Below are 25,988 nucleotides of genomic sequence, written 5' to 3'. Positions count from 1 at the left end.
GGGCCATGCGCAGGTTTTCACCCCTCAACCCCCGCCTGCCGGAAGGACGACATGGCCGATCAGTCAGCAGCGGTGCCTGAAATCGTGCATTGGCAGTGCGCCGGGTGCGCAGTGGAATTTCCTCCGGGTCAACGCCCCACCGGCCTTTGCCCGATCTGCGCCGACGAACGCCAGTACATTCCGGGTGGAACCCAGCGCTGGGTGAGCACCGAAGAGCTGGTGGCCGCCGGGCACACACTGGAGTTCACCCACCTGGAGCCGGGGCTGACTGCGCTGACCTGCCATGAGATCGGCATCGGGCAAAGCGCGCTGCTGGTTGAAACCGCGGCCGGGTGCCTGCTCTTCGACGTTCCCGGAATCATCACTGACTCCGCCGTGGACTACATCCGCGAACGCGGTCCGCTGTTGGGCATCGTTGCCAGCCATCCGCACATGTACGGGGTGCAGCAGCAATACAGCCGTGCCTTCGACGGTGCGCCGGTCTTCATTGCCAGCAAAGACCTCCAGTGGGTGCAGTATTCATCCGATGCCATCGTGCAGTGGGACGAGCCCTTTGAAATCACCGAAGGAATCTGGCTGCATCAGGTGGGAGGCCACTTCCGAGGGAGCACCGTCGCGGTGTGGGACAAGGGAGCCGAAGGGCGGGGAGTCCTATTGGCAGGCGATGCGATCTTCCCCGTGGCGGACGGCAATGTCACCTTCCTGCGCAGCTACCCCAATCGCATTCCGCTCTCGGCCGCGGTAGTCCGTCGGATCGCCGCCCAGGTTGGCGGCTGGACCTTTGATCGTTTGTACAACAATTTCTCCGGTGTCGTCCCCAGCGATGCCCAGCAGGTGGTGCAGTTTTCGGCGGAACGCTATGCCCGTTGGGTTTCGGGTGAATTCGACGCCCTCACCTAAATATTCCCTATGCGGAATATTGATGTTGAAATGGCTATTTAGCGTTTTTTGGACTCAAGAACGAAGCGAGGACCAAGGCAATAACCTGCAGCCCTGCAACGCAGAGAACGACCATAGACCAGCCGTTGTTCATGAACGGAATGCCGATCAGCCACCCCAGCACTGAGGAACCTACGTAGTAGAAGAGGTTGTACAAGCTTGCCGCCTGCGCTCTCGCATCAACCGCCAGCACCGGCACCCAGCCGCTGGCCACGGCATGCGCGGCAAAGAACCCGGCGGTGAAGATCAATAGTCCGCAAATGATCAGCAGCAAATTGCTGCTCAGGGTCAGCAGGAGTCCGGCAAAGCTGACAAGGATGCTTAACCGCAGCGTATTCATCCTCCCGAGCTTCGCCACCAAACGCCCGCTGGCCACCGAGGTGTAGGTCCCCGACAAATAGGCCAAGAACACGAGCGCGGCCCAGGAGGTAGGAATCAGAAAAGGCGGGGCTTCGAGCCTGAATGCCAAGTAGTTGTACACCGCGACGAATCCACCCATGAGCAGAAAACCCTGGGCGTACACCAGAACCGTCTTGCCGCGGAATGCCTGAGCGAACTTCCCTGCAATCGAGCCAAGGCTGCGGTTCCGAATCGGTGTGAAGCCCTGCGCCCGGGGAGCCTTGACCAGGAAGAACACCGCAGCGCAGGCGGCCATGAGGCTGACCGCCGCGACGCCCCAGCGCCACCCTGCGGGTTCCCCGACGAAACTTGCCACCAGGCGTCCAGCTAATCCACCCAGGGTGGTGCCTGAGATATACGTTCCGCTGGCTACCGCCACGGCCCGCGCACTGACCTCATCTGCCAGAAACGCCAAGGCACTGCCTGGAACGCCCGCCAGCGCCAGCCCTTCAAGAAACCTCAGCGCCACCAGCATCTGAAAGCTCGGGGCAAGTGCACACAGCAGGCCGAGCACGACCGAGGAAACCAGCGCGATGCTGATGACCCGCCGCCGCCCGATCCCATCGGAGACGATGGCCCACGGAGTGACCGCCAGCGCCAGCCCGAAGGTCGCCGCCGACACCGTCAGCGCCGCGTCGGAGGAGGAGACCCCGAAGTTCTGCGCAATGACCGGCAGCAGGCCCTGCACCGCGTAGAGCTGGGAAAAGGTCGCCACGCCACCGGCAAACAGTGCCCACAGCATGCCCCTGTAGGCGGGGGTGTGAGGTTCGTGTCCGGTGAAAGGCACGGGTTAGATGCCTTGGGATGGAAGCAGCGGGTACACCAGGTAGACCATCAGCAGCGCCACGGTGTTGTTGATGACGTGCAGCATGTAGGAATAGGCCATCGACTTGCCCGAGAGGATGTAGGCCACGGACATCATGATGCCCAGCATTACGTAGGGAACCACCTCGGTCCAGTTGCCCACGCCCGCCCCCACGAAGTGGATGCTCATGAACAGCACCACCGAGATTGCTGCGCAGACCCAGACGTTGAGCTTGCGGGAGAGTTTTCCGATCAGCAGGTGCCGGAAGAAGTATTCCTCGACAAAGGGCCCGAAGAGCGCCGTGACCACCAGCATGACTGGCAGCGGCACCGCGTGCGACATGCCTTCCAGCGCCTGCTGATTTTCGCTGGTCTGCAGTTGGCCCAGCAGCGCCGAGATCAGTCCCGTGGACATGATGGTCAGGAACCAGCCGCCGGGAAGCATGAGCCACTTCGCCACCGGGTGGTAGCGCATGGTTTTGAAGGACTCGAAGAACTGGGGGCCGCATTGGATCATCGCCAGGATGAAGAAGGTGACGTACAGGATCAGGTTGATTCCGAACAACGCCTGTTCTGCGGTGGCGAAGGCTTGCATATAGCCGGGGATCAGCCCGATCAGCGAAGCTCCGCCAAGTATGAAGAACAGGATATAGGCGATGACCGTCAGCAGATCTCCGCGGGTGAACCTGCCCGCATCGAAGACTCGTTGTTTGCGCCGCGGAGCCGGCTGGTAGTAATTCGGGTATGGCGGCGGCTGATGCATGCTTCTAGCCTAGCTGGCTTGCCTGTTCGTTTCCCCAGTCCACGCTTAGCCTGGCTATATTCAACAACAAGCAAGCCTCGGACCTGTCGTTGCCGACAGGTCCGAGGCTTGCTTGATCTAGCTGCGCGGTGCGCGGCTGTAAGGTGCTTATGCTGCTACGCGCTCGGTCACCACATCTGGGAACAGGAGCTTGTAGGTGGAGCCTGCGATGGCGGCGCCGATGATCGGAGCCACAAGGAACAGCCATACCTGGCCCAGTGCTTCTGGACCTGCGAACCATGCAACGCCCAGCGAACGAGCTGGGTTGACGGAGGTGTTGGTGATCGGGATGCAGACCAGGTGAATCAGGGTCAGTGACAGACCTATACCCAGCGGGGCAAAGCCCTTTGGCGCACGGCGGTCGGTGGTGCCAAGAATGACGTAGAGGAAGATCGCGGTCAAGACGATTTCAGCGACCAGACCTGCCAGCAGGGAGTAGCCATCAGGGGAACGGTCGCCGTAGCCGTTGCTCGCAAAGCCGGACTCAACCGCGTTGAACCCGTCCTTGCCGCTGGCAATCACGAACAGCACCGCGCCGGCAGCCGAGGCTGCAATGATCTGGGTGATGATGTAGGCAGGAACGTCCTTCCATGGGGTGCGGCCTGCGATAGCTGTACCCACGGTGACAGCTGGGTTGAAGTGGCCGCCGGAGATGTGTCCCACTGCGTAGGCCATGACCAGCACGGTTAGACCGAAGGCAAGCGCAACGCCGAGGAATCCGATGCCCATGTTGATCGGTCCATCGGCGAGGACCTGGGCGGCGAAGATTGCTGCGCCACAGCCTCCGAAGACAAGAACGAAAGTTCCTAAGAATTCTGCTGAGAGTTTTGCACCGGTTGACGGTGCCGCGGTGTCTGACATGCTGCGTTTCCTTTCCTCAAGGTTTTGAGCGAGTGCACGTACTTATTATTCTCTAGCCATGGCCCATTTTGTCTACCTAGGGGCGAAAATTAGAGTGAAACTCACCATAAAATAACTCATGAAACTAATTCGAAGTAATATTTCCCCTGTTCTGTGCCGATTATTCTTGGCCAACGTACTCACAAGGCCACGTTTAGACGTACGAATTCTTACTTCTATCTGAACGTTTTAGTTCTAGAATCATTCGTCGTCCTATGTAGAGTTCCACAATATGCAGTGGCCCCCGCGTTGGCAATGGATCAGCCGACGGCCCCGCCGGCATATTGGGTTCGCGGACGGCGGTCGAAAATGGCGGCGGCCGCGATGCCCACCACTACACCGAGCAGGTTGCCCATGGCACAATCCCAGATCAGTTGCGCACCGATCGCTGGATTCGCCTGCTGCAGCATCACGATAATCAACGGCGTGAAGAAGCTGAGCGCCAGACCGTAGTTGCGCACCATGTACGCCTCGGTTGGGAACATCAGCAGGATGATCAGAAACCCGAGAACCATATCGCTTGGCTGTAGATAGTAAATGCCCAACAGCACGCCGATGCCGACCAGCGTTCCGGCGATGCGGTGCACGCCTCGACGCAGCCTTCCGCGCGCATTGCCTGCAGCCAGGGGAACGGCGGCTCCCGCCATGGTCCACTGCAGATGCTCCACCTGAAGCAGGATGCCAATGGCGCCCGCCAGAAAGACAACCACCATATAGGTACCGGCACGACGCAGAACGTTCGGCCAGGGGAAGGCTACCGTTTCGATGCCATGCTCTGCGGCAGGCCCAAAACGGGCCAACTGTCCAAGCAGGATGCTGAACAGCGCGGTGGCGACGAAGGCCGCCAACCCGTCCACTGCCGGCCCCTCTCCCACCGGCAGGGTGCCCAGGGCGCCGAAGGCGAAGAGTGGGAAGAACGCGCCGCCGGGCTTGAGCCCGTAGCGGTCGGCAATGATGGAACTGAAGCCGGCCCAGAACATTCCTCCGGCAAGAAGCGGCCACCCCTGCAGGCCAAACGGGGCGACAATGATGCCGCAGGTTCCGGCTCCAAGCATCATAGCTGCGGCCAACACCTGGTTCTTCAGGCGCAGCAGCCGGTGCGGGTTGCGCCCATACATGCCTACCACCGATCCGAAGACCGCATAGGCCATGAGGTCGGTGCGCCCCATGAGTAGCAGTAGCATTCCCGGGATGGCGAGTCCCATTCCAACTCTCAGCGCAGGCCGAACTTCAGGGCTGTGGGAAATGATGAAGTGCTGCCAGTCAGCCAGCGAACCCAATCGTGTCTTGAACGTGGGTCCAGCTGCAGGCATGGGCGAATGTCCGCTGGTCATCAGAACGCGTTCCGGTTCGACGCGGCGCTTGGCTGCGAGTGTCCACCCCTTGGGCCGCTTGGCAGTAATGCACTTCTTATTTCCACGATTCTCTCCCCGGCATACATCGGCACCGCTCATTCATTGGCGAATGCGGGCCTGTTACTAGGGTCGAGGAAGTTGTTTGATTACGTCCAACAATTACAAGCAATAGCTCAATAACTATTGGTTATCATGCCTACTGAACGTAATTTCGGATTGCGGAAACGTCTCAAGAATAATTTTTGTTAATGCCTGTGACATCAGTGTTAAGGGAGCGCTGTCTTCCATGACGAGCGAAATTTGCGAGGTCACTTCCGGCGCGTCCAGCTTCGTGATGACGATTCCAGGAAGCTCCCCCAAGGGCGGCAACCACTGCTGCGGCACGATGCTTGCCCAGTGTCCAGTGGACACATGCGCCAGCAAGGTCACGATGGAATCACATTCAATGCGCGGCGAAACCTTCATTCCCGACTGTTTCAATTTTTCGTCAAGCACCTGGCGCCCACGCAGCGAAGAATCCAGCAGGCACAGAGGCAGCTTCAAGGCCTCCTCCCATGCAATTGCAACATCCGGGTCAATCATGCCCGGAGTCGTCAGCAGCACATGTTCTTCTGCGTAAAGTCGGTAGACCCGCAAGCCTCCAAGGTCCTGAGGCTCCGCATAGATCAGGCCGGCATCGAGCTCGTAATTTCTGATCTGACGAGCGATATCAACCGAGTGCAGGCTGGCCTGCACCTTGATGTTCACTTCGGGATGTACCCGGGCAAACCTGTCGGTGAGGGTGGCTACCGTCGACGAAGCTGCGGGAACCGTTCCAACGCGCAGGGTTCCGCTCAGCCCGCCCTGAAGCGATGAGATTTCCTGCTTGAGCGATTCCTGATCCTTCAGCAGCTTGCGCGCCCACTTGAGGACTGCCTCGCCCTCCACGGTCAACCCTTGAAACGCATGACCACGGCGGACCAACGGGGTCCCAAGTTCCTTTTCAAGCTTGCGGATTCCTTCGGATAATGCAGGTTGGGAGACCGAACATTCATCGGCGGCACGTGCGAAGTGCCGCTCATTGGCCAATGCAACGAGGTACTCCAGCTGTCTAAGCATCATGGCTCCATTGCATCATTTTCTGCTTCAGGTAGCGCCATCGATGACCTATAGCGCGGGAGCCAAGTGATAGCAAAAGAATTCCTTACTATCACTTAGCGAATAAGTGATAGTAAGGAATTCGGATTGTTGCAAAAGGGGCCTTGATGATCGGCACAAGCCAAGCATCAAGGCCCCAACGAATTACTCGGTCTTGTCCTCTGCCTCCGGGGCAGGGGCCGAGACCACAGGAATTCCACCGGTGGCGGCAGGAATGGCCGCGGTGGCAGGATTTGCATCCACATCTTCTGCCGGACCGGAGAACTGCGATTGGTACAGGCGGTAGTAGGCGCCCTGCGTCTTCAGCAGCTCTGCGTGGTTGCCCTGCTCAACGATCTTGCCGGCCTCCATCACCAGGATGGTGTCGGCATCGCGGATGGTTGAGAGGCGGTGGGCGATCACAAAGCTGGTGCGGTCGCTGCGCAGCGCGGCCATGGCCTGCTGCACCAACAGCTCGGTACGCGTATCCACCGATGAGGTCGCCTCATCCAGGATCAGCAGCGATGGGTTCGCCACGAAGGCTCGGGCGATCGTGATCAGCTGCTTCTCACCCGCCGAAACGTTCGTACCCTCTTCGTCGATGACGGTGTCATAGCCGTCGGGAAGCGCACGCACAAAGCGGTCCACGAAGGTGGCCTTGGCCGCGGCGATGACTTCCTCATCGGTGGCGTCCAGTCGTCCGTAGCGGATGTTCTCCATGATGGTGCCTCCGAACAGCCACGCATCCTGCAGCACCATGCCCACCTTGGAGCGCAGGTCTGCGCGGGTGATCTTGGTGATGTCCACGTTGTCCAGGGTGATGCGTCCGGAGTTCAGCTCGTAGAAGCGCATCACGAGGTTCACCAGCGTGGTCTTGCCCGCGCCGGTAGGACCGACGATGGCCACGGTGTGCCCGGGATCCGCCTCGAAGGAGAGGTTCTCGATCAGCGGCTTGTCCGGGGTGTAGGAGAAGCTCACGTTCTCGAAGGTCACGTGGCCGTCGGCGCGCTCCGGAAGCTGCTCGCTGGCATCCTCCGGATCCTGTTCCTCTGCATCGAGCAGCTCGAAGGTGCGCTCGGCGGAGGCCACGCCCGACTGCAGCATATTCGCCACGCCGGCGATCTGCCCCAGCGGCTGGGTGAACTCGCGCGAGTACTGGATGAACGCCGTGGCGTCGCCCAGGCTCATCGCGCCGGAGGCCACGCGCAGGCCGCCGACCACCGCGATGCCCACGTAGGCAAGGTAGGAGATGAAGTTCATTACCGGCATGATCATGCCTGAAACGAACTGTGCACCGAAGCTTGCCTTGTACAGCTCCTCGTTGCGGTCGGTGAAGCGCTGGACCATGTCCTCTTCGCGGCCGAAGACCTTCATCAGCTCGTGGCCGGAGAAGGACTCCTCGATCTGGCCGTTCAGCGCACCGGTGTTCTTCCACTGGGCGGTGAACAGCTTCTGCGCGCGCGAACCGATGATGCCCGCGGCGGCCGCTGACAGCGGCAGCGCGACCAGGGCGATCAGCGCCATCTGCCAGGACACCACAAACATCATGATCACGATGCCGATGACGGTCATGATCGACTGCACCAACTGGCTCAGGGCCTGCTGCAGGGCGTTCTGGATGTTGTCCACATCGTTGGTCACGCGCGAGAGCAGGTCGCCGCGCTGACGGGTGTCGAAGTAGTTCAGCGGCAGGCGGTTGAGCTTGGTTTCCACATCCTGGCGCAGCTTGTAGACCACGCGCATCACCAGGCGGTTCAGCAGCCAGCCCGAAGCCCACGAGAACAGCGAGGCGATGAAGTACATGGAGAGCACAATGAGGATGTACTGCGAGAGCAGGGAGAAGTTGATGCCTTCTCCCGGCACGAAGTCCACCCGCGTCAGCATGTCAGCCAGGGATCCCTGGCCGGAGTTGCGCAGCTGCTCAATGACCACGTCCGCCGGCGCTCCGGCAGGCATCTGCGAACCCACATAGCCGGCGAAGATGACGTCCATCGCCTTGCCGAGGATTCGCGGAGCCACCACCGAAAGCACCACGTACACGGTGATCAAGGCGAAGACCGCGACCATGCCCAACTTGTAGGGGGACATCAGTCCGATCAGGCGCTTGGCCGAAGGCCAGAAGTGCTGCGCCTTGCGCACCGGCGCCCCGCCGCTCCAGTCGTCGGAACCTGCGGCCGCGTCGAACTCGTCGACGTCTGCCAGCTCGGCGTCCAGCGCCGGCGCCGTGTTCTGTTCAGGTTTTTTTGCCATTTAGGCCACCTCCTCCGCACTGAGCTGTGAAGTCACGATTTCTTGGTAGGTCTCCGAGCTTTCCAGCAGCTGCTCGTGCGTGCCGCGGGCGACGATCTCGCCGTGGTCCAGCACCAGGATCTGGTCTGCGTTGGTGATCGTTGAGACGCGCTGCGCCACGATGATCACCGCCGCGTCCTTGGTCGGCTCCACCAGGGCTGCACGCAGCTTGGCATCGGTGTTCACATCCAACGCGGAGAATGAATCGTCGAAGAGGTAGGTCTTCGGCCTGGCAGCCAGCGCGCGGGCGATGCACAGGCGCTGGCGCTGGCCGCCGGAGACGTTGGTGCCGCCCTGCGAGACCTTTGAGTCGAGCTGGCCGTCGCGTTCGCTGACGAAGTCCGCAGCCTGGGCTACCTTCAGCGCATCCCAGAGCTCGTCCTCGCTGGCCTGCTGCGCGCCGAAGCGCAGGTTGCTGGCGATGGTTCCGGAGAACAGGTACGGGCGCTGCGGGACGGAGGAGATGTTCTGCGAAATGGTTTCGCGTCCCAGCTCGCGCAGCGGCCGCCCGCCGATCAGGATCTCCCCCTCGGTGGCGTCGTAGAGCCTCGGGATCAGGTTCAGCAGGGTGGTCTTGCCGGCACCCGTGGAGCCGATGATCGCCGTGGTCTGCCCCGGCTTGGCGGTGAAGGAGATATTCGACAGCACCGGCGCCTCGGCGCCCGGGTAGCCGAAGGTGACATTGCGGAACTCGACGGTGCCCGGCTGCGGCAGCAGAACGTCGCTGTCCTCCGCGTCGAGCATGCTCGGTTCGGTGTCCAGGACCTCGGAAATGCGGTCAGCAGAGACCATGGCGCGCGGGACCATCATCGCCATGAAGGTGCCCATCATGACCGCCATGAGGATCTGCAGCAGGTACTGCAGGAAGGCCGTTAGCGCGCCAACCTCGACATCGCCGTTGTCCACGCGGTGACCGCCGAACCACAGCACCGCCGCGGTGGACAGATGCAGGATCATGGTGATGGCGGGGAACATCAGCACGAACAGGTTGCCGACCTTGATGCCCAAGATCGTCAGCTTCTCGTTCGCATCCGCGTAACGCTCGGTTTCGTGGTCCTCGCGCACGAAGGCGCGGACCACGCGGATGCCGGTGATCTGTTCGCGCAGCACGCCGTTGATGCCGTCGATGCGCACCTGCATGTCGCGGAACAGCGGCATCAGCTTGACCACAATCAGGCCGACGACCAGCAGGACTACAGGTACGGAGACCCAGACCAGCCATGACAGCCCCGGGTCTTCGCGGATGGCCATGATCACGCCGCCGATGGACATAATCGGGGCGTTGACCATGAAGTTCAGGGTCATCAGGGTCAGCATCTGGATCTGCTGCACGTCATTGGTGCCGCGGGTGATCAGGGTGGCTGCACCGAACTTGTTGACGTCCTGGGCGGAGAAGGTGGAGACCTTCTCGAACACCGCCTGGCGCACATCGCGGCCCACGCTCATGGCGGTCTTGGCACCGAAATACACGGCGCCGACCGCGGTAATGACCTGGACCAGCGCGACCAGCAGCATGAGGCCGCCGGTGCGCCAGATATATCCGACGTCGGCGGTGACCACACCGACGTCGATGATCTTCGCGTTCAAGCTTGGCAGATACAGGGTGGCCATGGTGGTGGCCAGCTGCAGGATGACCACGACAATAATCCATGCCGTATAGGGTTTTGAATGTTTAAGGATCAGCTTTAGAAGCATGTGGATAGTCCTCGCTAGCATCGGACTCCCAACCGTCGTTGACCTTCGTTTTAAAGGCGCAACAAGTCAAGAGCGATAGCAAGTCTAATCGCATCCACCGACAAGAGAAGTCATCCTTGCGATTGATTTTTGCCAATCGGTGAAATTCGTGGAATTTCTCTCCTGATATAACCCACTGGTACAAACAAGTTTTTAAATTCCAATCAACCTGCAGGCAAACACTGCGCAGGAACTTCAAACACGGAATTGCGTAGCGATTAATTCTCTCGGAACTTGTCTACACAAGAGCAGGAAACACCGAAATTACCACTCGGGCAGCAGGCACCATAGTCCTAGCCCGTCGGTTCTCGATGGGCATCCCTTCCTAAGAAGTTGGAGCAACATCGTGAAATCATCCTCGCGCTTGCAGACGTCAATCGCAGCATCCGTTCTAGCACTGGCAGTCATTACGCCCGCAGCCGTCACCGCACCGGCGACAAGCAATCTTTCGGTTCATGCAGCGCCCAAGAAATCAGCCGCCGACTACAACGGCCTGCCCTCCGGGAGCACCAAGAAGAAAACTTTGGTCATCGGGTTGGATGGCGCCGCGCTGTCCCAGATCAATGAGTCAAACACCCCAAACCTTTCAGCACTCGCAGACGGCGGCATGGTTTCCAGCTCAAACCTTTACGCGAGTCCGATGGCTCCCACGGTTTCAGGAGCCGGATGGTCCAGCATTGCTACCGGCGTCTGGCCCGACAAGCATCAGGCAGTGGACAATAACTTCACGAACCCGAATTACGAACAGTATCCCGATTACCTGACGCGCATCGAGAACCAGAAACCACAGAACTCGACGATGGTCATTGGCACCTGGGGTCCGATCCCCGACATCATCTTCAAGCAGGGAGCCGACCTGAAGCTGAGCGGAGGCAACGACGCCGGTACCACAGCCAAGGCAGTGGACTACCTCAAGAACGGAAACCCAGACAGCACCTTCATCCACCTGGATGAGATCGACGGCGCTGGTCACAATAGCGGCAGCGATTCGACGGCTTACACCAAGGCCCACGCCACCGCAGACGCGCAGGTAGGCCAAATCCTGCAGGCTGTACATGAACGTGAATCGTTCGCAAAGGAAGACTGGCTGGTCATTGTCACCGCCGATCACGGCCATACCCCGAACGGCGGGCATGGCGGCAGCAGCCCTCGCGAACGCGCCACCTTCGTTATTGCCAACGGCAAAAAGTTCCCGGCAGGAAACGAACGCAAGGACGTCAAGATCACTGATATCGCGCCGACAGTGCTCGATCACCAGTCAGTTGACATCGATTCAAGGTGGAGTCTTGATGGCCTTCCGATCAATTCCATTCAGCCCGATGACTTTGATGCACTACGCAGCGAACTAAAGTCAGCAGTCGATGAAACGAAACTGGGCACCGCGCTCAAGGGGTGGACCACCAACATTCCTGCCGGTTGGAGCATCGACAACTCCAAAATGCCGACCGGCGGAGTTGCCGAGTGGAGCGGATGGTCATTTAGCACGGACGAGTTCTGGAGCAATACCGACAACAATCAGGGTCGTGAGACCAGCGTGCACAATCGCAATGTTTTTGCGGTGGCCGATTCCGACGAGTGGGACGACAAGTCCCATGCGGCCGGTCAATTCGATTCAACGCTGATCAGCCCGAAATACAAGGTCAATGGTGCAAAGAAGGCCGTGCTGACATTTGCCTCAAATTACAAGATCGACGGTCCACAATCGGCGCAGGTACTCGTCAGCTTCGACGGGACCGCACCCGTGCTGGCAAGGTCCTACACTCAAGATTTCAATGGAGTCGAGAACATAGAGCTGGAAATTCCCGAGAAGGCCAAGCGGGCACAGCTTTCCTTCCATTACACCGGAACCAACTCTGCGTTCTGGACAATTGACCAGGTGACGTTGACTGCCAAATAAAGACAGGGCACCCAGTTCAATGACCGCTCATTAAACTGGATGCCTTTCCCGTTGCGGCAGAAGCGACGAACGACAACTAACCCGCGTCGGGCCAACGTCCGGCTTCGGTGCAGATGCAGAACCTGTTCCCCTGGCTGTCGGTAATGACGGTGAACGCCGGCGCACTTTCGGCGTCGGCTCCGACTCCCGAAGCTTCAAGTTCGGCAAGCACCGGCTGGCTTTCTGAGTCGGGCAACCAAACGTCAAGGTGCAATCGGTTGTCATTCGGCGTCCGCGTCTCCTGAAACCAGATGGCAGGTCGGCGCCTGTTGGGGTCTGCCAGACTTCCGTCCGTCAGGAACTTGTACCCCAGCCCTGCCGCCCACTGCGAGGCGATGGCCTCGGGATTACCGGTGTCGATGCCAATTTCCACGGTGCCGATCAAATCGATGCGAGGCTTGGCTCCCAGCGCCTCGGCGCGCTCGGAAATCTTGCTGGCCAACGCGATATCTCGCGTGGTGATCTGGCCGCCAACATCATGCGAGCTAGTGGTGACGAAGATCAGGTTGTAGCGCCAATCGACATCGGGGTGATGGTTGTCCATTTCGGCGGCGCCAGCGATATCGCTGAAAAGTTCGATGGCTTCGGCGGCCGTCCTCGTTTGGTAAACGGTGGCAATCGCGCCGGGAAGTTCTCTCCAGTGCGGTAATTCCTTGAGATAGGTGTTCAACTCATCCTGCGTGATCACGTCGTTGTTAGGCATGGGAGGCTCCTTTCGCACCCAGCGTGCCAGCATCAGCAACCAACGTTCAATAGTTTCCACAAGATTAGTAGTGATTGAATTTGTCCAGCCTCCACGAAGCACCGATTTTCGACTGATGGCGTGTAGTAGCGAATCATAGGGTAGATACCTGCGCATCGAGAATATGAGTTATTCATAGACCAAATATCATTAACTCGAAGCAAGTTTCCCTATAACAATTAACTGAAATGTGCGCAATTGACTCAAAAATTCTCATGCTATTAACAAACTTCTTCCAGACAATTTTCCGCCTCAGGGGTCCGTGGTTTTTAGATCTGTATGTTGAATCTTGCAGTTGAAAGAATCAACCATGTTAGGAGGGCACGATGGGTCTCGGAGACAAGATTCAGAACAAAGCGCAAGAAGTATCAGGCAAGGTCAAAGAAGAAACCGGAAAGGCTACTGACAACGAGAAACTTCAGGCTGAAGGCTTGAAGGACCAAGCGGCTGCCAAAACAAAGCAAGCAGCCGAGAACGTAAAAGACGCGTTCAAGGACGCGACCGACGATAAATAATCGTTTAGGACGCGGCGACAGTTTTTAGTCAAGGCTGATAGCCAGAATTGCGGGGCGGAACATCCTAGATTCCGCCCCGCGGTTCTGGTCCTTTACAGATCGGCAGCGAATTGCTCCGCAGCGACCTCTGCGACCAGGTTGACACCGCCCTGTTCCCAGCTCAGCCGCTGTCGCTGAGCACCGTTCCCTCGGCGATGTAAGGCCGCAAAATAGCTCTGAACGTAGTCAAAGTCGCCGTGACATTCCAGTTTTTGGCCTGTGAATTCGAGTAGTGAAGAGGTAATTCCTTCCGCGTCCAGCAAACGACCAGAAAGACTGTCATAATGGGGCCACATGAGCCCCGACTTCGCAGCCTGCCACAAGCTGAGATCCAGCAGTTCTTCATGCGGCGACAACATCGGCACATGCTTCTCCAATGCCGATTCAACTAACGCTCTCACAAGCACCGCATAAGCGACAGATTCCCCGGCCGTCAATTGAGAATCAGCCACACGAATCTCGATGGTGGGATGGCGTTCAGATAGTCGCACCGCCCATCCTATGTGTCTGCTGTCCAAGAGAGCGCTCGTCGATAAGATCGCCTCTCGATGTGCTTTATAGTGTTCGACGTCTACGAACGCTGGAGGGATTCCGATGACCGACCACCGTCGGTAATGTACGGTGCGCCATGATTCAAACCCTGACAGCTCACCATCCCACAACGGAGAATTAGCACTTATTGCAGCCAATTTGGGCAACCATAACCTGAGCACATTCATTGCTCTTATTCCGACAGAAACATCAGGTATCCCAATATGAATATGAAGCCCACTAATAAAGTGATCTCGAACGATTCCAGGAACGAATCGATGAATCTGGTCGTATCTGTCCGAATGGGTAACTTTTCTCTGCCGGGGAAGAATTACTGGTGTTCCAACTGCCAGTAATAGGTAGCCCTCACTTCGACAAATCGCATCCATTTTCTGGCGGCGCTCAACTAATGCTTCCAGTGCATCGCACCGTCTATGAAAAATGTCCGTCACCACTTCGAGCTGCCACTCTAACAACTCAGATTGAACACTCGTTCCAGCAGACTGAATCGCTGATAACTCTCGCCGAAGCGAGGTGGGGACGGGAGTCGGAAAGTAACTCTTCGCATCGACGAGAAAGTACTCTTCCTCAATGCCGAACGTGTGTTTCATTGAAATCCTAACGATTCGACACCGATGGCAGGGAAAATTCCGACGTTCTGCCGCCTCAACCTTCTATCAGCGGCATCGCTTGCCACCGAGAGATTCAACGACCCGTTAAACCTTCCGACCGCCTAGTAGTTGGCTGGCGGATCAGAGGCAGGGAACGACTCGGCCTCTTGCTCACGAAGCAGATCTTCTTCAGTTAAGGGATTCTCATTCGTGTTTTTCAACTGCTCTTCACTATTTATCGATGAGCGTTTGCTCTCGTCGGGCTTTTCTTTGTGCATTTCGTTTCACTCCTCTGAAGATTAATTTTGGAATAGCGCAGCTTGCTCCACGATTCATACGAAACGAGCACAAATGTCTGTTCGACCTGTTCAGCTGACGAACAGATTCCGCCAAGTTCCCACAACCAAGAAATCAGCTACGCCTGACTTGGACGGTACAGTTACCAAATCCCAAACGAAACTCGTTCCCATCATTCTTTAAGCATTGCTTACAGAGACGGTTGAGCACATTTTTTGCCTTCGCCAATTTCTCGGTCTATGCGCTCGAAAATCGACAAAAAAATCGCCCCTGTTACTATCCGCAGAGAACAACTAGAATGCTCCACGCTCAGCATAGATCTCAGCCCCGGGTAAAGGCCTGATGGTTTGCAACTTGCACATATTTCGGCGTTTAACATGCGTTTTCCCTAAGATCTATGCCCGGTACGCCTGATAAGTTCGACGCCCGTCGTAAGCGGAGCATCAGAAAAGAATAGGTCGAGACATCATGAACCTTTGCCAAGTTGAAAAACCTTGAGAATTCCCTCCAAATCATTCCCCTAGAAGGTCAAGTTTTCTAAGCTGATTAGACACTCTGCGACCCTGTCTAAGCGGAAAGGGCTTTTAGTTTCCGTCTTTGATGCAGCGTGGCTGAACGACATTCTCTGAAGGTTACGAACAAGTGGAGGTAAACCCATGCCCGGACGATACGCCCGAAGCAACACGGCACAGCGAGTAGCACAGTTGATAGGAACGCGTGAAGGCCGAGACTACCTTTGCCAATACAATTGGCAGCAGGGTATGCCTATTGTCATGGCTGCCGAACATGAGTTGCTCGACGATGTTATGGGCCTGGTCTCGCTACACGCTCAGGCGGTCCTCGTCGCGATGCTGGAGCAGAGTTCTGGAAAGCTAATGTTCATTCACGTTTCCGAACCCAATGAAAATCTGCATTCCGTAGACCTACTCGACTCTGAATTTCGCATTGACAGGTTCATGCACGAAGTCGCACAAAAGGGCGGGGTGACTTTCAGGGTCAAGTACTGGAAGTACAGCGCGGTGGCTCACTTTATTCCAGAGTTCCAGGTGTCAGCGGATCTGGTCCGCACGAGCTATCATCGCACGCTGGTCAACTAGTCAATGATTCGGGGTGAACTGCGCTGTTCAAGGTTCACCCCGAATCACTTTGCACGTCGTTTCGAGCACACAACAGCGACCTAGTCGAAACATAATTCAATGATTTCTAATCCGCCGTATTAGCACCGATTAACACATACTTGCAATTTCCGGCTCGTGGTCATCACCCCATTGCTAGTTAAACTGGCCGCGGTTCAATGACAATGTGTCCAACAGAAACGACGAACGGCAGATCGTTGTGCGAGCGTGGCAGGAAACAGAATTTTCGGTTTCGATATCCTTCGGATGGTCCTTTTCTCGTCTGGCTGAAGGTAGTCTATGAAACTCCGTTGTTTCCACAAGTCTGGCACATCTCACGGTTAGCGTGCTGATATCAAGGACAAGGCGACTCCATGCGAACCATTTTCAACGCAGACGTTTCCAATTCAACGCTGAAAGACGTTATCTCAGAAGAGCAGAATAAAGGACGCCGCACGATGAGCTTGGTAACTCTTGTTGTGGTTGCCGGATTCATCATTGCTGCTCTCGTCGGACTTTTCGACCGCGAAGCTACAAGAACAGCTGAGGCCTCGGGGCAGTCGGTCGAAGTTGAATATCAAAGCGTTGCCAGGGCAGGTAATGAAGTTGAACTCGAAATTCGGGTTTCCTCTCAAAACCCATTGCCAAAACAACTCACTGTGTATTTGACCGAAGAGTATATGAAGTTCTTCGAGGATCTCGCGGTGTTCCCGGACCCAGAATCACAAACGGCTGATGGTGAGGGTACTGTGGCATTCACGCTTTCGGCTCCAAAAAACGCGCGTGAAACCGTAATTCGAATTACCGGGCGTGCCTCGGACCAATGGGACTTCCACACGCCAGGAATCATTCAGGTGCAGTCAGGTTTGGAGAAGATCGAGATTCCGGTTGTGACATGGAGGGTCCCCTAATGGAAATTGTCATCAGAGCAGCCATCGCCTTTATAGTTCTCTGGCTCGTTACTCGAGCCGCAGGACGGTCAACCCTTGGAGAACTCAGTTCCTTCGAGTTAGTGCTATTCATTGTGCTTGGCGATTTGGTGCAGCAGGGCATTACGATGGAGGATCGGTCGCTCACCGGAAATCTACTTGCCGTACTCACCATGATCTCGATGGCGGTACTTCTTGCCTATCTCAACGTACGGTGGCCGAGGTTGGGAAAACTTACTCAAGGTCGCCCGATCGTCCTGATTCGAGATGGACTCCTTGACCGCAAAGCGTTGCACCACGAGCGCATTGGTCTCGATGAGTTGAGCATGCTTGCCCGCCAAGCCGGCATTGAAGAATACAGTTCGATACGCCTAGCGATACTGGAAGCCAACGGCAAAGTTTCATTCTTCACCTCAGAAGCGGAAGCGACATCGTGAATAAGGAATCGCAAGGCAAACTTAAACGAAAAATCACAGGGGCCCTACTCTACCTTTTCATCCTCGGAGGCGTATTGGGGGCTGGAATTTACGCCCTAGTTGGCGAGGTCGCGGCAGAATCTGACGGTGCTGTTTGGGCTCCATTGCTCATGGCGCTGGTACTATCGGCCCTTACCGCAGCCTCTTATGCGGAACTCGTCAGCAAGTACCCCCCAAGCCGGAGGCGCCGCACTTTTTGCTGAGCGAGCTTTCAGATCGCCCCTGATATCGTTCGTGGTTGGTTTTTGCATGTTGGCCGCTGGAGTGACCAGCGCCGCAGGTTTGAGCATTGCATTCGCCGGCGATTATCTCTCTACATTTTTCGATGCACCCAATATTCCGGTGGCCTTGGGGTTTTTAGCTTTGGTGGCATTGCTAAATGCACGAGGCATCAAAGAATCTGTGCAGACCAACGTGGTCATGACGTCAATAGAGCTGACAGGCTTGCTGCTGGTGATCATCGCGGCAGCAGTTTTTGTGGGAACCGGCAATGGCGAAATTTCGCGACTCAATGATTTTCCTCAAGAGACCACACCAGTATCGGCTATTTTGGCTGGATCTTTGTTGGCCTACTATTCGTTCGTCGGTTTTGAGGTATCGGCAAACGTCGCCGAGGAGGTGATCGATGCACCGCAGGTTTATCCGAGAGCATTATTCGCCGCCCTGCTCACGGCGGGCATCATCTATCTGCTCTTGGAGTACTGTCGTCTATTGCAATAGATACGGGAGAACTCGCCGGGTCATCCAGCCCATTACTTGATGTTGTCGCAGCTACGGGTTTTGCGGTTCCTGAATCGCTGTTCAGCATTATCGCATTGGTAGCGGTTGCCAACGGTGCGCTGTTGACAATGATCATGTCCAGCAGGCTAGCCTATGGCATGGCAAAACAGCATTTGTTACCTGTAGCACTGGGAAAAGTACTCAAAAATCGAGGTACGCCCTGGGTTGCCATCGCAGCTACAACGCTTGTAGCCATGGCACTGACGATCACCGGAGATCTAGCGACGTTAGCCAAGACAGTTGTACTTCTACTGTTGTTTGTCTTCTTGAGCACCAACCTTGCGGCGATCGTTTTGCGAAAAGACAATGTAAATCATCGCCACTTCACAGTGGCTTTGCCTATCCCCTATCTTGGGTTGGCTTCCTGTCTTCTATTAATGTCACAGCAGGACGCGGCAGTTTGGCTCCGCGCAGGCCTACTGATCGTCGTAGGCGTGCTCCTGCACTTTAGTACGCGTCTCTTCTCCTCGTCGCGCCGCAGACGCGCGATCATTTGATCGGTATGGGAAGCTGATGCGCGCAGGCTGAATACCTGTCGCGGAAATCAATTCGGAGCTAACTTCCTGCGATGCTGCGTTCCAATTCAACGTATTGGCGCAGGAGGTCTAGGCCTTCGAGATTATTTTCTGCACGTAATCCAGACATCATTAATTCAAGTTGTTTGTCGCTGGCGTGCGGAGGCAGTAGCGGCGTATTTGGATCGGTGTGAACTTCTAGTACCACCGGCCGGTGCTCGGCTAATATCAAAGCCCACATATCCTTTAAATCCTCGCCAGGTTGCACTTCTACGCCAACTAGACCCAACATCTTGGCGTACTGGGAATATGAGAAACGTGGAAGCCGCTGACTCTGTTCAAAGCGCGGCTCCCCTTCGGTTTCGCGTTGTTCCCAACTCACCTCGGCTAGGTCCTTGTTTGCCAACACACAAACCACGAACCGGGGATCCTCCCATTGCCGCCATCGATCCGCCACGGTGATCAACTCGGCGAGCCCAGACATCTGCATGCCGCCATCCCCGGCCAAAACAATGGTCGGTCGATCCAAGTGGAGAAGCTTGGCCGCTAGCCCGTAGGAGACACCGGCGCCCATGCTGGCCAGGGTGCTGCAAAGATGTGCCGATGCCTTCGGTGGCAACGATAGTTGCCGAGCATACCAATACACGCAGCTTCCCACATCCATCGCAATCTGAGCTCGTTCGGGCAGCTGTGACGATAGCTCGGCAACCAACGCCTCGGGGTTCACTCCGTTCATAGGTATGGTTGCCCTTTGTCGACGCAGCTGATGCCAATTCGCCACATGGTGCTGAACTCGATTACGCCAGTCTCTTCGATGCCCTGGCTCTCCTGCCAAATTTGCCCGGAGTTCCCGCAATGTGGCGGCCGCTTCCCCTGCCAGACCAACCTCAATCGGATAACGGTTTCCCAAACGCGCGGCAGACATATCAATCTGCACAGCCCGTGCCTGATCCGGCGCCGGATAAAATTCTGTCCACGGGTCGTTCGATCCGATAATCAGCAGCGCATCGCATTCACTGAGCACTGCCGCACTTGCTGTCGTCCCCAGATGACCCATCACGCCCGCAGCCATCGATGATGACTCATCAACATAGGGTTTTCCCAAAAGGCTCGTCACGATGGCGGCATCTAGGTGGCGGGCTAGTCGTCCCACTTCCTCCTGGGCATGCCGTGCTCCCTGACCAACAAGGAAGGCAATCCGCCGGGAAGCGTCCAATAAGGCGGCGGCTTCTTTGATCTGCGCATCGGGAGCTGTCGTACGTGGAGGCTGCCACAGTGCGGCCGTCGGAATTTGGGCATGCACCCCATCTGGCTCGTCCAAGCTCATCTGCTGGACATCATGTGGAACAATGACGACTGCCGGCCCAGACTTAGCCAATGCGCTTCGGATAGCGCGGTCCATCACCGGGCGTACTTGAACAGGTGTGGCGACTTCCTCTCGATAACAGGCGACCTCGGCAAAAAGTGCCTCCAAGTCGATTTCCTGCTGGTAGTCGCTGCCCAGGGAGGGCCTGCTCTGTTGCCCGACGATGGCCAGCACAGGTACCGAGTCCAGTTTTGCATCGTAGAGTGCGTTGAGCAGATGAACGGCGCCGGGCCCCTGAGTGCTGACGACGACGCCGAAATCTACCTTGGGTTCCGGATCGTTCAACCCAAATTGCCCCGCGGCAAACTTGCTGTGCGCTACCGCCATGAACCCTGCCGCTTCTTCATGGCGGGCCTGGATAAATGGAATGTCGCTACGTCTGACGGCCGCGAGAAATGTATTAATTCCGTCGCCGCTATAGCCGAAAATTCTTGATACTCCCCAGTCCTTGAGCCGTGAAACCATGTGATCGGCAACGAGCAATTTCATGTCATCCCCTAGTCCGCATCCGGAGAAACACGTCGATCAGAAGCATCAGTACCTCGTTCAGCGTCGATTCCGGGATCGTCCTCCAGCTCGACATCGTCGATAGTCCGCTGTTCATCGAGTGGTTCTACCTGCAATGTCTCGGGATTAAGTGCTAGCGGATCCCTGTCGTTGTCATCAAGTATTGCCGAACCGCCGTGCAACGGGTCATCAGATTCAAGCGACTGCACATCGTCGGAGGTACCCTCGCTCGGCTGGCTGTCGCGGCCGTCCAACGGTTCGTCTTCATCCCTGTCGCGGCGGACATTTTCAAATTCTTCATTATTCAAGGTCATCGTAGAATCTCCTCTTCGCGTCTTGTTACACAGATTCATTTGAGAATTTCGTTACCTACCATGAACAGCGCAGCAACCACTTCCTTGGTCTTTCGCAGTTCCTGCCGGTACTGAGCATTGAGAAATTTCAACGTCATCTCTTCGAAGCTTTCATCCTCCGCAGCCAATGCATCGCAAGCCAGCACCACCTCCAAATTGGCGGCGAAGGCATCCGTCGCGGTGGCTGAAACACAGGTTTCTGAGGAAACTCCTGCCAAGATCAGCGAGCTGATCCTGTGACGCAACAATATGGTGAGCATTTCAGTGTTCCAGAATGCACTGTCTCGCCGTTTAACCACCTCAACGCTGCCCTCAATGTCGAGTTCTTCAAGATTCGCCACCTGCTTGGTGTTTTCAAACAGATACCCTTGGTCGTCTTCGAGCATTTTCAAGGTCCATGTGGACTTGTCTTTTTTATGCACGGTACGCACATTAATGACAGGGGTAGAAGTCGCACGGGCAGCCGCTATCAACCAGTTGCAGTTCGCTACCAAGCGATTTCGCTCCCGCGCGAGGGCCGGAGTTTCAAAGAATCCTTCTTGAAGGTCAATGAGCACCAATGCCGGATAGCGTAAGGGACTGGGGACGGACATGATTCAGCTGATCCCGGAACAATGCTCGCAGCAGTAGGCAGCGCCGCCGGTGTAGACCGGATGACCGATAATCGTGCAGTCGCAATGGGCGCAGCGCTCTGCTAGATCGTGAATGGCGCACTCAAAACTGTCGTATTTTCCGGTGCGTCCGTCATAGGCCAATTCCAACGGTCTGTCGGTTTCATTACCGCAGGTACTACATGTTGCCATCTTCCTTCTCCTTTGCTTTTTACCGGAGCGGCGGCTGGTTAGCGCTCGTCTCCCTCCTGATATTGGTCCTCAACCGACGCGTCAAGGTCAGGGTCGTTTCCTTGAACCGGTTCCGTCGTTGAAGGCTCTTCTTGCGCGTATTTGGTGTCTCCGGGTTCTGGATCTTCACCCGCTGGCCAGGAGTCTTCCACAATCGTTCCGTCAGGATCCTTGATCCGTTCGGCCGCATTGCTAATAACCTCTTTAGCCTTATCTAAAAAGCCCATGCTCATGTCCTTCCACAAACATCTGGTAGGTCGGTCCTTCCACTTCCACGTAACAGGGCTTTTTTGAACACGTACACGGTTAAGAGCGAGCTATAAGGTTTCCCGGCCTTAAGCCTTGAAGGATACTGGCAATCCTTGTTTCTTTTTGCGCTCTCTACCAGCGTGGAAAACGTTCCAACCACAAAAATTCGAAAGGAGTAGAACCATGGCTACAGCGCGTGAATTGATGACTTCATCAGCAAAATGCGTCAATGAGCAGGACTCGATCCAGCTCGCCGCCCAGCTGATGAAGGACCTCGACGTTGGCATGTTGCCCATCTGCGGCAAGGACAATCTCCTAGCCGGCACGATTACCGACCGGGACATCGTGATCAACTGTGTTGCCGACGGGGTGGTCACCTCAAGTACTAAGGTGGCCGATTACGCTCAAGGCAAGCCTGTTACCATCGGCGCCGACGATTCAATAGAAGAAGCCATCCAGACCATGCAACAACATCAGGTGCGCCGGCTACCGGTCATTGATGGACACAAGCTCGTGGGAATGTTGGCTCAGGCAGATATTGCTAGGTACTCAGACGAGAATGACACGGGTCATCTGGTGTCCGGCGTATCGGAACCTTAAGGGTCGGGACTCAGCACGATGCATAACCTAATAAACAACTTTGGCTGTCACCGATACCGGTGGCAGCCAAAGTTGTTGTTGCAGTGCTAAGTGCTTCGTACGGCTGATTCATCGGCCTCCAGCATCGGTACCCCCACGGCGGTGGTCCAGATTGCTCCGTCCGCGAATCATTCGGTAGAGCCCAAAGAGGAAGACCAATCCGGCCCAACCGACTACTATCCAAAAGGGACCCGCAGTGCTGTCCGAGGATATTGTCAAAGCGAGGACAGCGAAGATTATCGCCACCACCGCGCCGATGAGAACAAGCCACAAGCCCGGCCGCTTCTGATGGGCCGGAGTGTTTTCGTAAGTCATGATTTCCCTCGCTTATTTATCCGGCGTCAAATCCCTCTTCGTCCTCATCGGGTGCGTGACCTCCGTGGCGCTTGTATTCTCCCTGCCGAGCTAGGTCTTCGTCCTCGACTCGTTCCTGCCCGGCTTCGGACTGGTCAGGCTCCGTGGTCCGAGCGGATTCTTCGGATTTCTTTCGTTCGCGCATTTCAAGCCATCTCCCTTGGTTTTCAGCGCTGCACTTATGAATTGCGCAAGGCGTCAATGAGCTCGTTCTTGTTCATTGTTGATCTGCCGTTAATTCCAATCTCTCGGGCCCGTTCCAGCAGTTCGTGTTTGCTCCAATCTTCATAGTTGCCAGCCTTGCCACCGCGCTCTCCTACCTTAGAGCGGCCGTCTCGCGCGGCAGCATTGGCGATTCGAGCCGATTTCTGTTTGGAGTTTCCTTCGTCGCGAAGCTCCTCATAGAGTTCTTCATCCTTGATGCGGTTGTCTGTCTTCTTGGCCATGATGCTCCTCCAAAACAATGAACTGCTACGTCGGTCGATGCCACCCACGGTAGCGAGAGCCGCCGAAGGTTGACAGCACGCCGTCAAGCCTTTGCGCGAAAACTCAGACTTCTGCCCTAGCACAATTTGTATCCATGGTCTGGAAGCTGGAGCCCCGCCGAACGTTGGCTGAAGAAGAACACGACAAGCAGGCCTTAGAGTGTTGATCTGCTCAGGATCCCCTAAGACTGGCAGCATCTCACTTCCCCGCACTGTCAGTGCGGATTCTCAGTGCACCGCAGCGATTCTGGAAGGAACACCATGATTGACCATCCAAATAACGAATCAACATCCGCCGATCGCGCAGGGAAAGAGCGCATCACTCCTCCCAAACAACAGCAGCCCGAACCGGGACTTGACGCGAAAATGACGCCCCTGGCGGATCACGGTGAAAGCAGCTACGAGGGCCGAGCACGGCTGAAGGGCAAAAAGGCCCTGATCACCGGAGGCGACTCGGGAATCGGGGCCGCCGTAGCCATTGCCTTCGCTCGTGAGGGCGCCGACGTGGCGCTGGCCTACCTACCGGTAGAAGAGCGGGATGCGCAGAACATTGAGTCAATCCTCGAAAATGCTGGTGTGCAGGTCCATCGCTTCCCTGGTGATCTTCGAGATCGAAAGTACCGCGATGGGTTGGTTGATGACGCCGCAGCCGCCCTGGGGAGACTGGACATCCTCGTAAATAATGCGGGAAAGCAAATCTCCGTTGAGTCATTGGACGAGCTTCCAGATTCGCAAGTTGAAGCAACGTTTGACGTGAATATTTTCGCCATGTTTGCCCTGAGCCGGGCCGCGCTCAAGGTGATGGGCCAGGGTGGTTCGATCATCAACACAACGTCGATCCAGGCCTTCGAACCCTCCGCGCACCTAATGGATTATGCAGCGACCAAAGCGGCCATCAGTAACTTCACCAAAACTTTGGCGGAACAGGCTGCGCCTCGCGGCATTCGCGTCAACGCTGTGGCACCAGGACCAATTTGGACCCCATTACAGCCTTCGGAGGGTCAGCCGATCGAAGCCCTGCCTAAATTTGGGCATGACACCTGGCTTGGCCGGGCCGGGCAGCCGGTGGAAGTCGCCCCGGCCTACGTGTTCTTGGCCAGTGATGAAGCCAGCTACGTGGTCGGTTCGACCTTGCACGTCAACGGAGGCAAAAACCAACCCTAGACAATAGGACAGTGCAGTAGCGCCCGGGGCCTCTCGGCCGCGGGCGCTGCACCGTGTACACGGCGGTTCTCTTATTGATCTGACTCATCATCTATATGAAGATTCCTTCGTTCAAATTCACGTTGGCTGAACGTGGCACGCTGAACCAGCTTTACGTCGTCAAAGCTTGAACCGATTGCGCCTCCCAGGGTTCCCAACGAGGCGGCAAGCCACGCCAGGTTAAGGTACTCCCTAAGGCTCGACTCATGCCCCAACTGCGTCGACAAATACTCTTGGTCGATCACCACTAGGGCTGCGGCGAGCAATGCAAGGAACAGGAGAATATACATGGCAGTTGCCGCCAGCGTCACGGTCAGCACGGTGGCAACGTTGTACACAACTTTTCGTTCACGCCGGCGGTGTCCTTCAGGCTTCTCCCAAAGATGGTTGTGGAAGAGCAACCACAGACTCAACATGGTAATGCTGCTGAAAGTTATAAGAGTGAGTCGCGCGTTCGACAGATAATCGGCCATAGACCAGATACTGGTATAGAACACGCCGAAGGCTCCCGTTGCGGCGGCACCAGCCATGGCAGAGGACAGTTGCGGCACAAGTTTCCATGGACGGTTGCTCCGAATCATTCCCGCGATGAGCCATAGCCGTGCGCGCAATCCCTCGATGCTGTTGATCTTGGAGGATTCATCTCCGTCGGTCTTCCGTCCGCGCATGCTGAAGGCCCGCTCAAAAGCAGTCGAACGTGGCGGATCCCCAGTGGCAAGTTCACGCACGATCTCCACTAACGCTTTGGCCACCGATGCAGGAGTGGCAACCCCCAGGCTGGGAATGCTCAGGGTAGCCGAGGTCTGCAACTTGTTGATCACCGACCGTACGGGCTGATTCTGTTCATAATGCGGCCCGTCGGTGAGGTAGATAATGTAGTCCCATCCGTACTTTGCGCGGAGCCTTGGAATATGGTCGTCAAGGTTCACCCGGCCAGACTCATGCAACGGAAGTGTCAGCGGGTCGGCAGTGACATGCCATGAGTAGGCATACTCATCGAGTTTGTTCAGTCTCCTCTCTAAATACCGACACACACGATCCGCGAATGAATGGGCAAGCCCTGGATCCGCGATAAGTCCTACGGTGCGGACTTCCGGCTCTGTATCGCCCACCAGCCCTGCCTCTCAATGATTCTGGGACATCTTGCCGTGCCAGCCTACGGCTGG

26 protein-coding genes and 1 pseudogene are annotated in these 25,988 nt (G+C 56.6%); 9 read left to right on the top strand and 18 right to left on the bottom strand.

Annotated elements, in window-relative coordinates; genetic code table 11:
• Nucleotides 1–51 precede the first annotated feature (51 nt).
• Nucleotides 52–900 carry a hydrolase gene (locus RUH64_RS01050; protein ID WP_313810639.1) on the top strand — a complete coding sequence of 283 codons (849 nt, stop codon included), beginning with the start codon at nt 52–54 and terminating at the stop codon, nt 898–900.
• A gap of 34 nt (nt 901–934) precedes the next feature.
• Here RUH64_RS01050 and RUH64_RS01045 read toward each other — a convergent pair whose 3' ends face one another.
• From RUH64_RS01045 to RUH64_RS01015, 7 genes are all read right to left on the bottom strand, one after another.
• Complete coding sequence (locus tag RUH64_RS01045; protein WP_313810638.1) at nt 935–2,125, bottom strand: MFS transporter; 1,191 nt, start codon at nt 2,123–2,125, stop codon at nt 935–937.
• Nucleotides 2,126–2,128: 3 nt separating this feature from the next.
• On the bottom strand, nt 2,129–2,905 hold the full coding sequence (locus RUH64_RS01040) for a type II CAAX endopeptidase family protein (protein ID WP_313810637.1): 777 nt from the start codon (nt 2,903–2,905) through the stop codon (nt 2,129–2,131).
• A gap of 147 nt (nt 2,906–3,052) precedes the next feature.
• A complete protein-coding gene (gene aqpZ / locus RUH64_RS01035) occupies nt 3,053–3,805 on the bottom strand; it encodes an aquaporin Z (protein WP_313810635.1) in 753 nt (250 codons plus the stop codon).
• A gap of 299 nt (nt 3,806–4,104) precedes the next feature.
• Nucleotides 4,105–5,157, bottom strand: coding sequence for an FUSC family protein (locus RUH64_RS01030; protein WP_313810634.1), 1,053 nt, complete (start codon nt 5,155–5,157; stop codon nt 4,105–4,107).
• A gap of 222 nt (nt 5,158–5,379) precedes the next feature.
• Entirely contained in the window at nt 5,380–6,297 is a 918-nt protein-coding gene (locus RUH64_RS01025) for a LysR family transcriptional regulator (protein ID WP_313810875.1), read from the bottom strand.
• 183 nt (nt 6,298–6,480) lie between these two features.
• Nucleotides 6,481–8,565 carry an ABC transporter ATP-binding protein gene (locus RUH64_RS01020; RefSeq protein WP_313810633.1) on the bottom strand — a complete coding sequence of 695 codons (2,085 nt, stop codon included), beginning with the start codon at nt 8,563–8,565 and terminating at the stop codon, nt 6,481–6,483.
• Nucleotides 8,566–10,299 carry an ABC transporter ATP-binding protein gene (locus RUH64_RS01015; protein ID WP_313810632.1) on the bottom strand — a complete coding sequence of 578 codons (1,734 nt, stop codon included), beginning with the start codon at nt 10,297–10,299 and terminating at the stop codon, nt 8,566–8,568. It abuts the gene before it with no gap.
• Between the two features lie 385 nt (nt 10,300–10,684).
• On the opposite strand from RUH64_RS01015, the gene RUH64_RS01010 reads away from it, so the two are divergent.
• Nucleotides 10,685–12,235 carry an alkaline phosphatase family protein gene (locus RUH64_RS01010; RefSeq protein ID WP_313810630.1) on the top strand — a complete coding sequence of 517 codons (1,551 nt, stop codon included), beginning with the start codon at nt 10,685–10,687 and terminating at the stop codon, nt 12,233–12,235.
• Nucleotides 12,236–12,311: 76 nt separating this feature from the next.
• On the opposite strand, the gene RUH64_RS01005 is transcribed toward RUH64_RS01010, so the two are convergent.
• Complete coding sequence (locus RUH64_RS01005) at nt 12,312–12,977, bottom strand: 4a-hydroxytetrahydrobiopterin dehydratase (protein WP_313810629.1); 666 nt, start codon at nt 12,975–12,977, stop codon at nt 12,312–12,314.
• Nucleotides 12,978–13,342: 365 nt separating this feature from the next.
• Here RUH64_RS01005 and RUH64_RS01000 point away from each other — a divergent pair, with 365 nt between their 5' ends.
• Entirely contained in the window at nt 13,343–13,531 is a 189-nt protein-coding gene (locus RUH64_RS01000; RefSeq protein ID WP_313810628.1) for a CsbD family protein, read from the top strand.
• A gap of 92 nt (nt 13,532–13,623) precedes the next feature.
• On the opposite strand, the gene RUH64_RS00995 is transcribed toward RUH64_RS01000, so the two are convergent.
• A complete protein-coding gene (locus tag RUH64_RS00995; RefSeq protein WP_313810627.1) occupies nt 13,624–14,712 on the bottom strand; it encodes a YbdK family carboxylate-amine ligase in 1,089 nt (362 codons plus the stop codon).
• A 122-nt stretch (nt 14,713–14,834) separates the two neighbouring features.
• Entirely contained in the window at nt 14,835–14,990 is a 156-nt protein-coding gene (locus RUH64_RS00990; protein WP_313810626.1) for a hypothetical protein, read from the bottom strand.
• A gap of 792 nt (nt 14,991–15,782) precedes the next feature.
• On the opposite strand from RUH64_RS00990, the gene RUH64_RS00985 reads away from it, so the two are divergent.
• From RUH64_RS00985 to RUH64_RS00970, 4 genes and pseudogenes are all read left to right on the top strand, one after another.
• A complete protein-coding gene (locus tag RUH64_RS00985; RefSeq protein WP_313810625.1) occupies nt 15,783–16,106 on the top strand; it encodes a hypothetical protein in 324 nt (107 codons plus the stop codon).
• A gap of 392 nt (nt 16,107–16,498) precedes the next feature.
• On the top strand, nt 16,499–17,035 hold the full coding sequence (locus tag RUH64_RS00980) for a hypothetical protein (RefSeq protein ID WP_313810624.1): 537 nt from the start codon (nt 16,499–16,501) through the stop codon (nt 17,033–17,035).
• Entirely contained in the window at nt 17,035–17,490 is a 456-nt protein-coding gene (locus tag RUH64_RS00975) for a YetF domain-containing protein (protein WP_313810623.1), read from the top strand. Before RUH64_RS00980 ends, RUH64_RS00975 begins: the two co-directional genes overlap by 1 nt.
• Before the next feature lie 186 nt (nt 17,491–17,676).
• Nucleotides 17,677–18,684: pseudogene (locus RUH64_RS00970) on the top strand (APC family permease); the annotation flags it as partial.
• A gap of 180 nt (nt 18,685–18,864) precedes the next feature.
• Here the strand turns inward: RUH64_RS00970 and RUH64_RS00965 are convergent.
• The 5 genes from RUH64_RS00965 to RUH64_RS00945 are packed head-to-tail and all read right to left on the bottom strand — an operon-like array spanning nt 18,865 to nt 22,119.
• Nucleotides 18,865–20,679 (bottom strand): thiamine pyrophosphate-requiring protein, encoded by a 1,815-nt coding sequence (locus RUH64_RS00965; protein WP_313810622.1) that lies wholly within the window; start codon nt 20,677–20,679, stop codon nt 18,865–18,867.
• Nucleotides 20,680–20,687: 8 nt separating this feature from the next.
• Complete coding sequence (locus RUH64_RS00960; protein ID WP_313810621.1) at nt 20,688–21,011, bottom strand: hypothetical protein; 324 nt, start codon at nt 21,009–21,011, stop codon at nt 20,688–20,690.
• Nucleotides 21,012–21,046: 35 nt separating this feature from the next.
• Nucleotides 21,047–21,643 carry an isochorismatase family cysteine hydrolase gene (locus RUH64_RS00955; RefSeq protein ID WP_313810620.1) on the bottom strand — a complete coding sequence of 199 codons (597 nt, stop codon included), beginning with the start codon at nt 21,641–21,643 and terminating at the stop codon, nt 21,047–21,049.
• Between the two features lie 3 nt (nt 21,644–21,646).
• Complete coding sequence (locus RUH64_RS00950) at nt 21,647–21,853, bottom strand: hypothetical protein (RefSeq protein ID WP_313810618.1); 207 nt, start codon at nt 21,851–21,853, stop codon at nt 21,647–21,649.
• A gap of 38 nt (nt 21,854–21,891) precedes the next feature.
• Nucleotides 21,892–22,119, bottom strand: coding sequence for a hypothetical protein (locus tag RUH64_RS00945; protein ID WP_313810616.1), 228 nt, complete (start codon nt 22,117–22,119; stop codon nt 21,892–21,894).
• 205 nt (nt 22,120–22,324) lie between these two features.
• On the opposite strand from RUH64_RS00945, the gene RUH64_RS00940 reads away from it, so the two are divergent.
• Complete coding sequence (locus tag RUH64_RS00940) at nt 22,325–22,741, top strand: CBS domain-containing protein (protein ID WP_313810614.1); 417 nt, start codon at nt 22,325–22,327, stop codon at nt 22,739–22,741.
• Nucleotides 22,742–23,111: 370 nt separating this feature from the next.
• Here RUH64_RS00940 and RUH64_RS00935 read toward each other — a convergent pair whose 3' ends face one another.
• Together RUH64_RS00935 and RUH64_RS00930 are read right to left on the bottom strand one after the other, a co-directional pair.
• The gene (locus RUH64_RS00935; RefSeq protein ID WP_313810613.1) at nt 23,112–23,279 is read right to left on the bottom strand and encodes a hypothetical protein; all 168 of its coding nucleotides are present in this window, start codon (nt 23,277–23,279) and stop codon (nt 23,112–23,114) included.
• A gap of 34 nt (nt 23,280–23,313) precedes the next feature.
• Entirely contained in the window at nt 23,314–23,580 is a 267-nt protein-coding gene (locus RUH64_RS00930; protein ID WP_313810612.1) for a Rho termination factor N-terminal domain-containing protein, read from the bottom strand.
• Between the two features lie 300 nt (nt 23,581–23,880).
• Here RUH64_RS00930 and RUH64_RS00925 point away from each other — a divergent pair, with 300 nt between their 5' ends.
• Nucleotides 23,881–24,783: an SDR family oxidoreductase gene (locus RUH64_RS00925; protein ID WP_313810611.1), complete on the top strand. Its 903-nt coding sequence runs from the start codon at nt 23,881–23,883 to the stop codon at nt 24,781–24,783.
• A 71-nt stretch (nt 24,784–24,854) separates the two neighbouring features.
• Here the strand turns inward: RUH64_RS00925 and RUH64_RS00920 are convergent, their stop codons facing one another.
• On the bottom strand, nt 24,855–25,934 hold the full coding sequence (locus tag RUH64_RS00920; RefSeq protein ID WP_313810610.1) for a hypothetical protein: 1,080 nt from the start codon (nt 25,932–25,934) through the stop codon (nt 24,855–24,857).
• Nucleotides 25,935–25,988 lie beyond the last annotated feature (54 nt).

The sequence above is a fragment of the Glutamicibacter sp. genome (assembly GCF_032154645.1).
Lineage (GTDB): Bacteria > Actinomycetota > Actinomycetes > Actinomycetales > Micrococcaceae > Glutamicibacter.
Note: the sequence above shows the minus strand (reverse complement) of the source record. Positions and strands in the feature narration are given on the sequence as shown.

Coding starts and splice junctions, on each gene's coding strand:
- RUH64_RS01050 (WP_313810639.1), top strand. CDS start 52: ATGGCCGATCAGTCAGCAGCGGTGCCTGAAATCGTGCATTGGCAGTGC.
- RUH64_RS01040 (WP_313810637.1), bottom strand. CDS start 2,905: ATGCATCAGCCGCCGCCATACCCGAATTACTACCAGCCGGCTCCGCGG.
- aqpZ (WP_313810635.1), bottom strand. CDS start 3,805: ATGTCAGACACCGCGGCACCGTCAACCGGTGCAAAACTCTCAGCAGAA.
- RUH64_RS01030 (WP_313810634.1), bottom strand. CDS start 5,157: ATGCCTGCAGCTGGACCCACGTTCAAGACACGATTGGGTTCGCTGGCT.
- RUH64_RS01025 (WP_313810875.1), bottom strand. CDS start 6,297: ATGCTTAGACAGCTGGAGTACCTCGTTGCATTGGCCAATGAGCGGCAC.
- RUH64_RS01020 (WP_313810633.1), bottom strand. CDS start 8,565: ATGGCAAAAAAACCTGAACAGAACACGGCGCCGGCGCTGGACGCCGAG.
- RUH64_RS01015 (WP_313810632.1), bottom strand. CDS start 10,299: ATGCTTCTAAAGCTGATCCTTAAACATTCAAAACCCTATACGGCATGG.
- RUH64_RS01005 (WP_313810629.1), bottom strand. CDS start 12,977: ATGCCTAACAACGACGTGATCACGCAGGATGAGTTGAACACCTATCTC.
- RUH64_RS01000 (WP_313810628.1), top strand. CDS start 13,343: ATGGGTCTCGGAGACAAGATTCAGAACAAAGCGCAAGAAGTATCAGGC.
- RUH64_RS00995 (WP_313810627.1), bottom strand. CDS start 14,712: ATGAAACACACGTTCGGCATTGAGGAAGAGTACTTTCTCGTCGATGCG.
- RUH64_RS00990 (WP_313810626.1), bottom strand. CDS start 14,990: ATGCACAAAGAAAAGCCCGACGAGAGCAAACGCTCATCGATAAATAGT.
- RUH64_RS00985 (WP_313810625.1), top strand. CDS start 15,783: ATGGCTGCCGAACATGAGTTGCTCGACGATGTTATGGGCCTGGTCTCG.
- RUH64_RS00980 (WP_313810624.1), top strand. CDS start 16,499: ATGCGAACCATTTTCAACGCAGACGTTTCCAATTCAACGCTGAAAGAC.
- RUH64_RS00975 (WP_313810623.1), top strand. CDS start 17,035: ATGGAAATTGTCATCAGAGCAGCCATCGCCTTTATAGTTCTCTGGCTC.
- RUH64_RS00965 (WP_313810622.1), bottom strand. CDS start 20,679: ATGAAATTGCTCGTTGCCGATCACATGGTTTCACGGCTCAAGGACTGG.
- RUH64_RS00960 (WP_313810621.1), bottom strand. CDS start 21,011: ATGACCTTGAATAATGAAGAATTTGAAAATGTCCGCCGCGACAGGGAT.
- RUH64_RS00955 (WP_313810620.1), bottom strand. CDS start 21,643: ATGTCCGTCCCCAGTCCCTTACGCTATCCGGCATTGGTGCTCATTGAC.
- RUH64_RS00950 (WP_313810618.1), bottom strand. CDS start 21,853: ATGGCAACATGTAGTACCTGCGGTAATGAAACCGACAGACCGTTGGAA.
- RUH64_RS00945 (WP_313810616.1), bottom strand. CDS start 22,119: ATGGGCTTTTTAGATAAGGCTAAAGAGGTTATTAGCAATGCGGCCGAA.
- RUH64_RS00940 (WP_313810614.1), top strand. CDS start 22,325: ATGGCTACAGCGCGTGAATTGATGACTTCATCAGCAAAATGCGTCAAT.
- RUH64_RS00935 (WP_313810613.1), bottom strand. CDS start 23,279: ATGCGCGAACGAAAGAAATCCGAAGAATCCGCTCGGACCACGGAGCCT.
- RUH64_RS00930 (WP_313810612.1), bottom strand. CDS start 23,580: ATGGCCAAGAAGACAGACAACCGCATCAAGGATGAAGAACTCTATGAG.
- RUH64_RS00925 (WP_313810611.1), top strand. CDS start 23,881: ATGATTGACCATCCAAATAACGAATCAACATCCGCCGATCGCGCAGGG.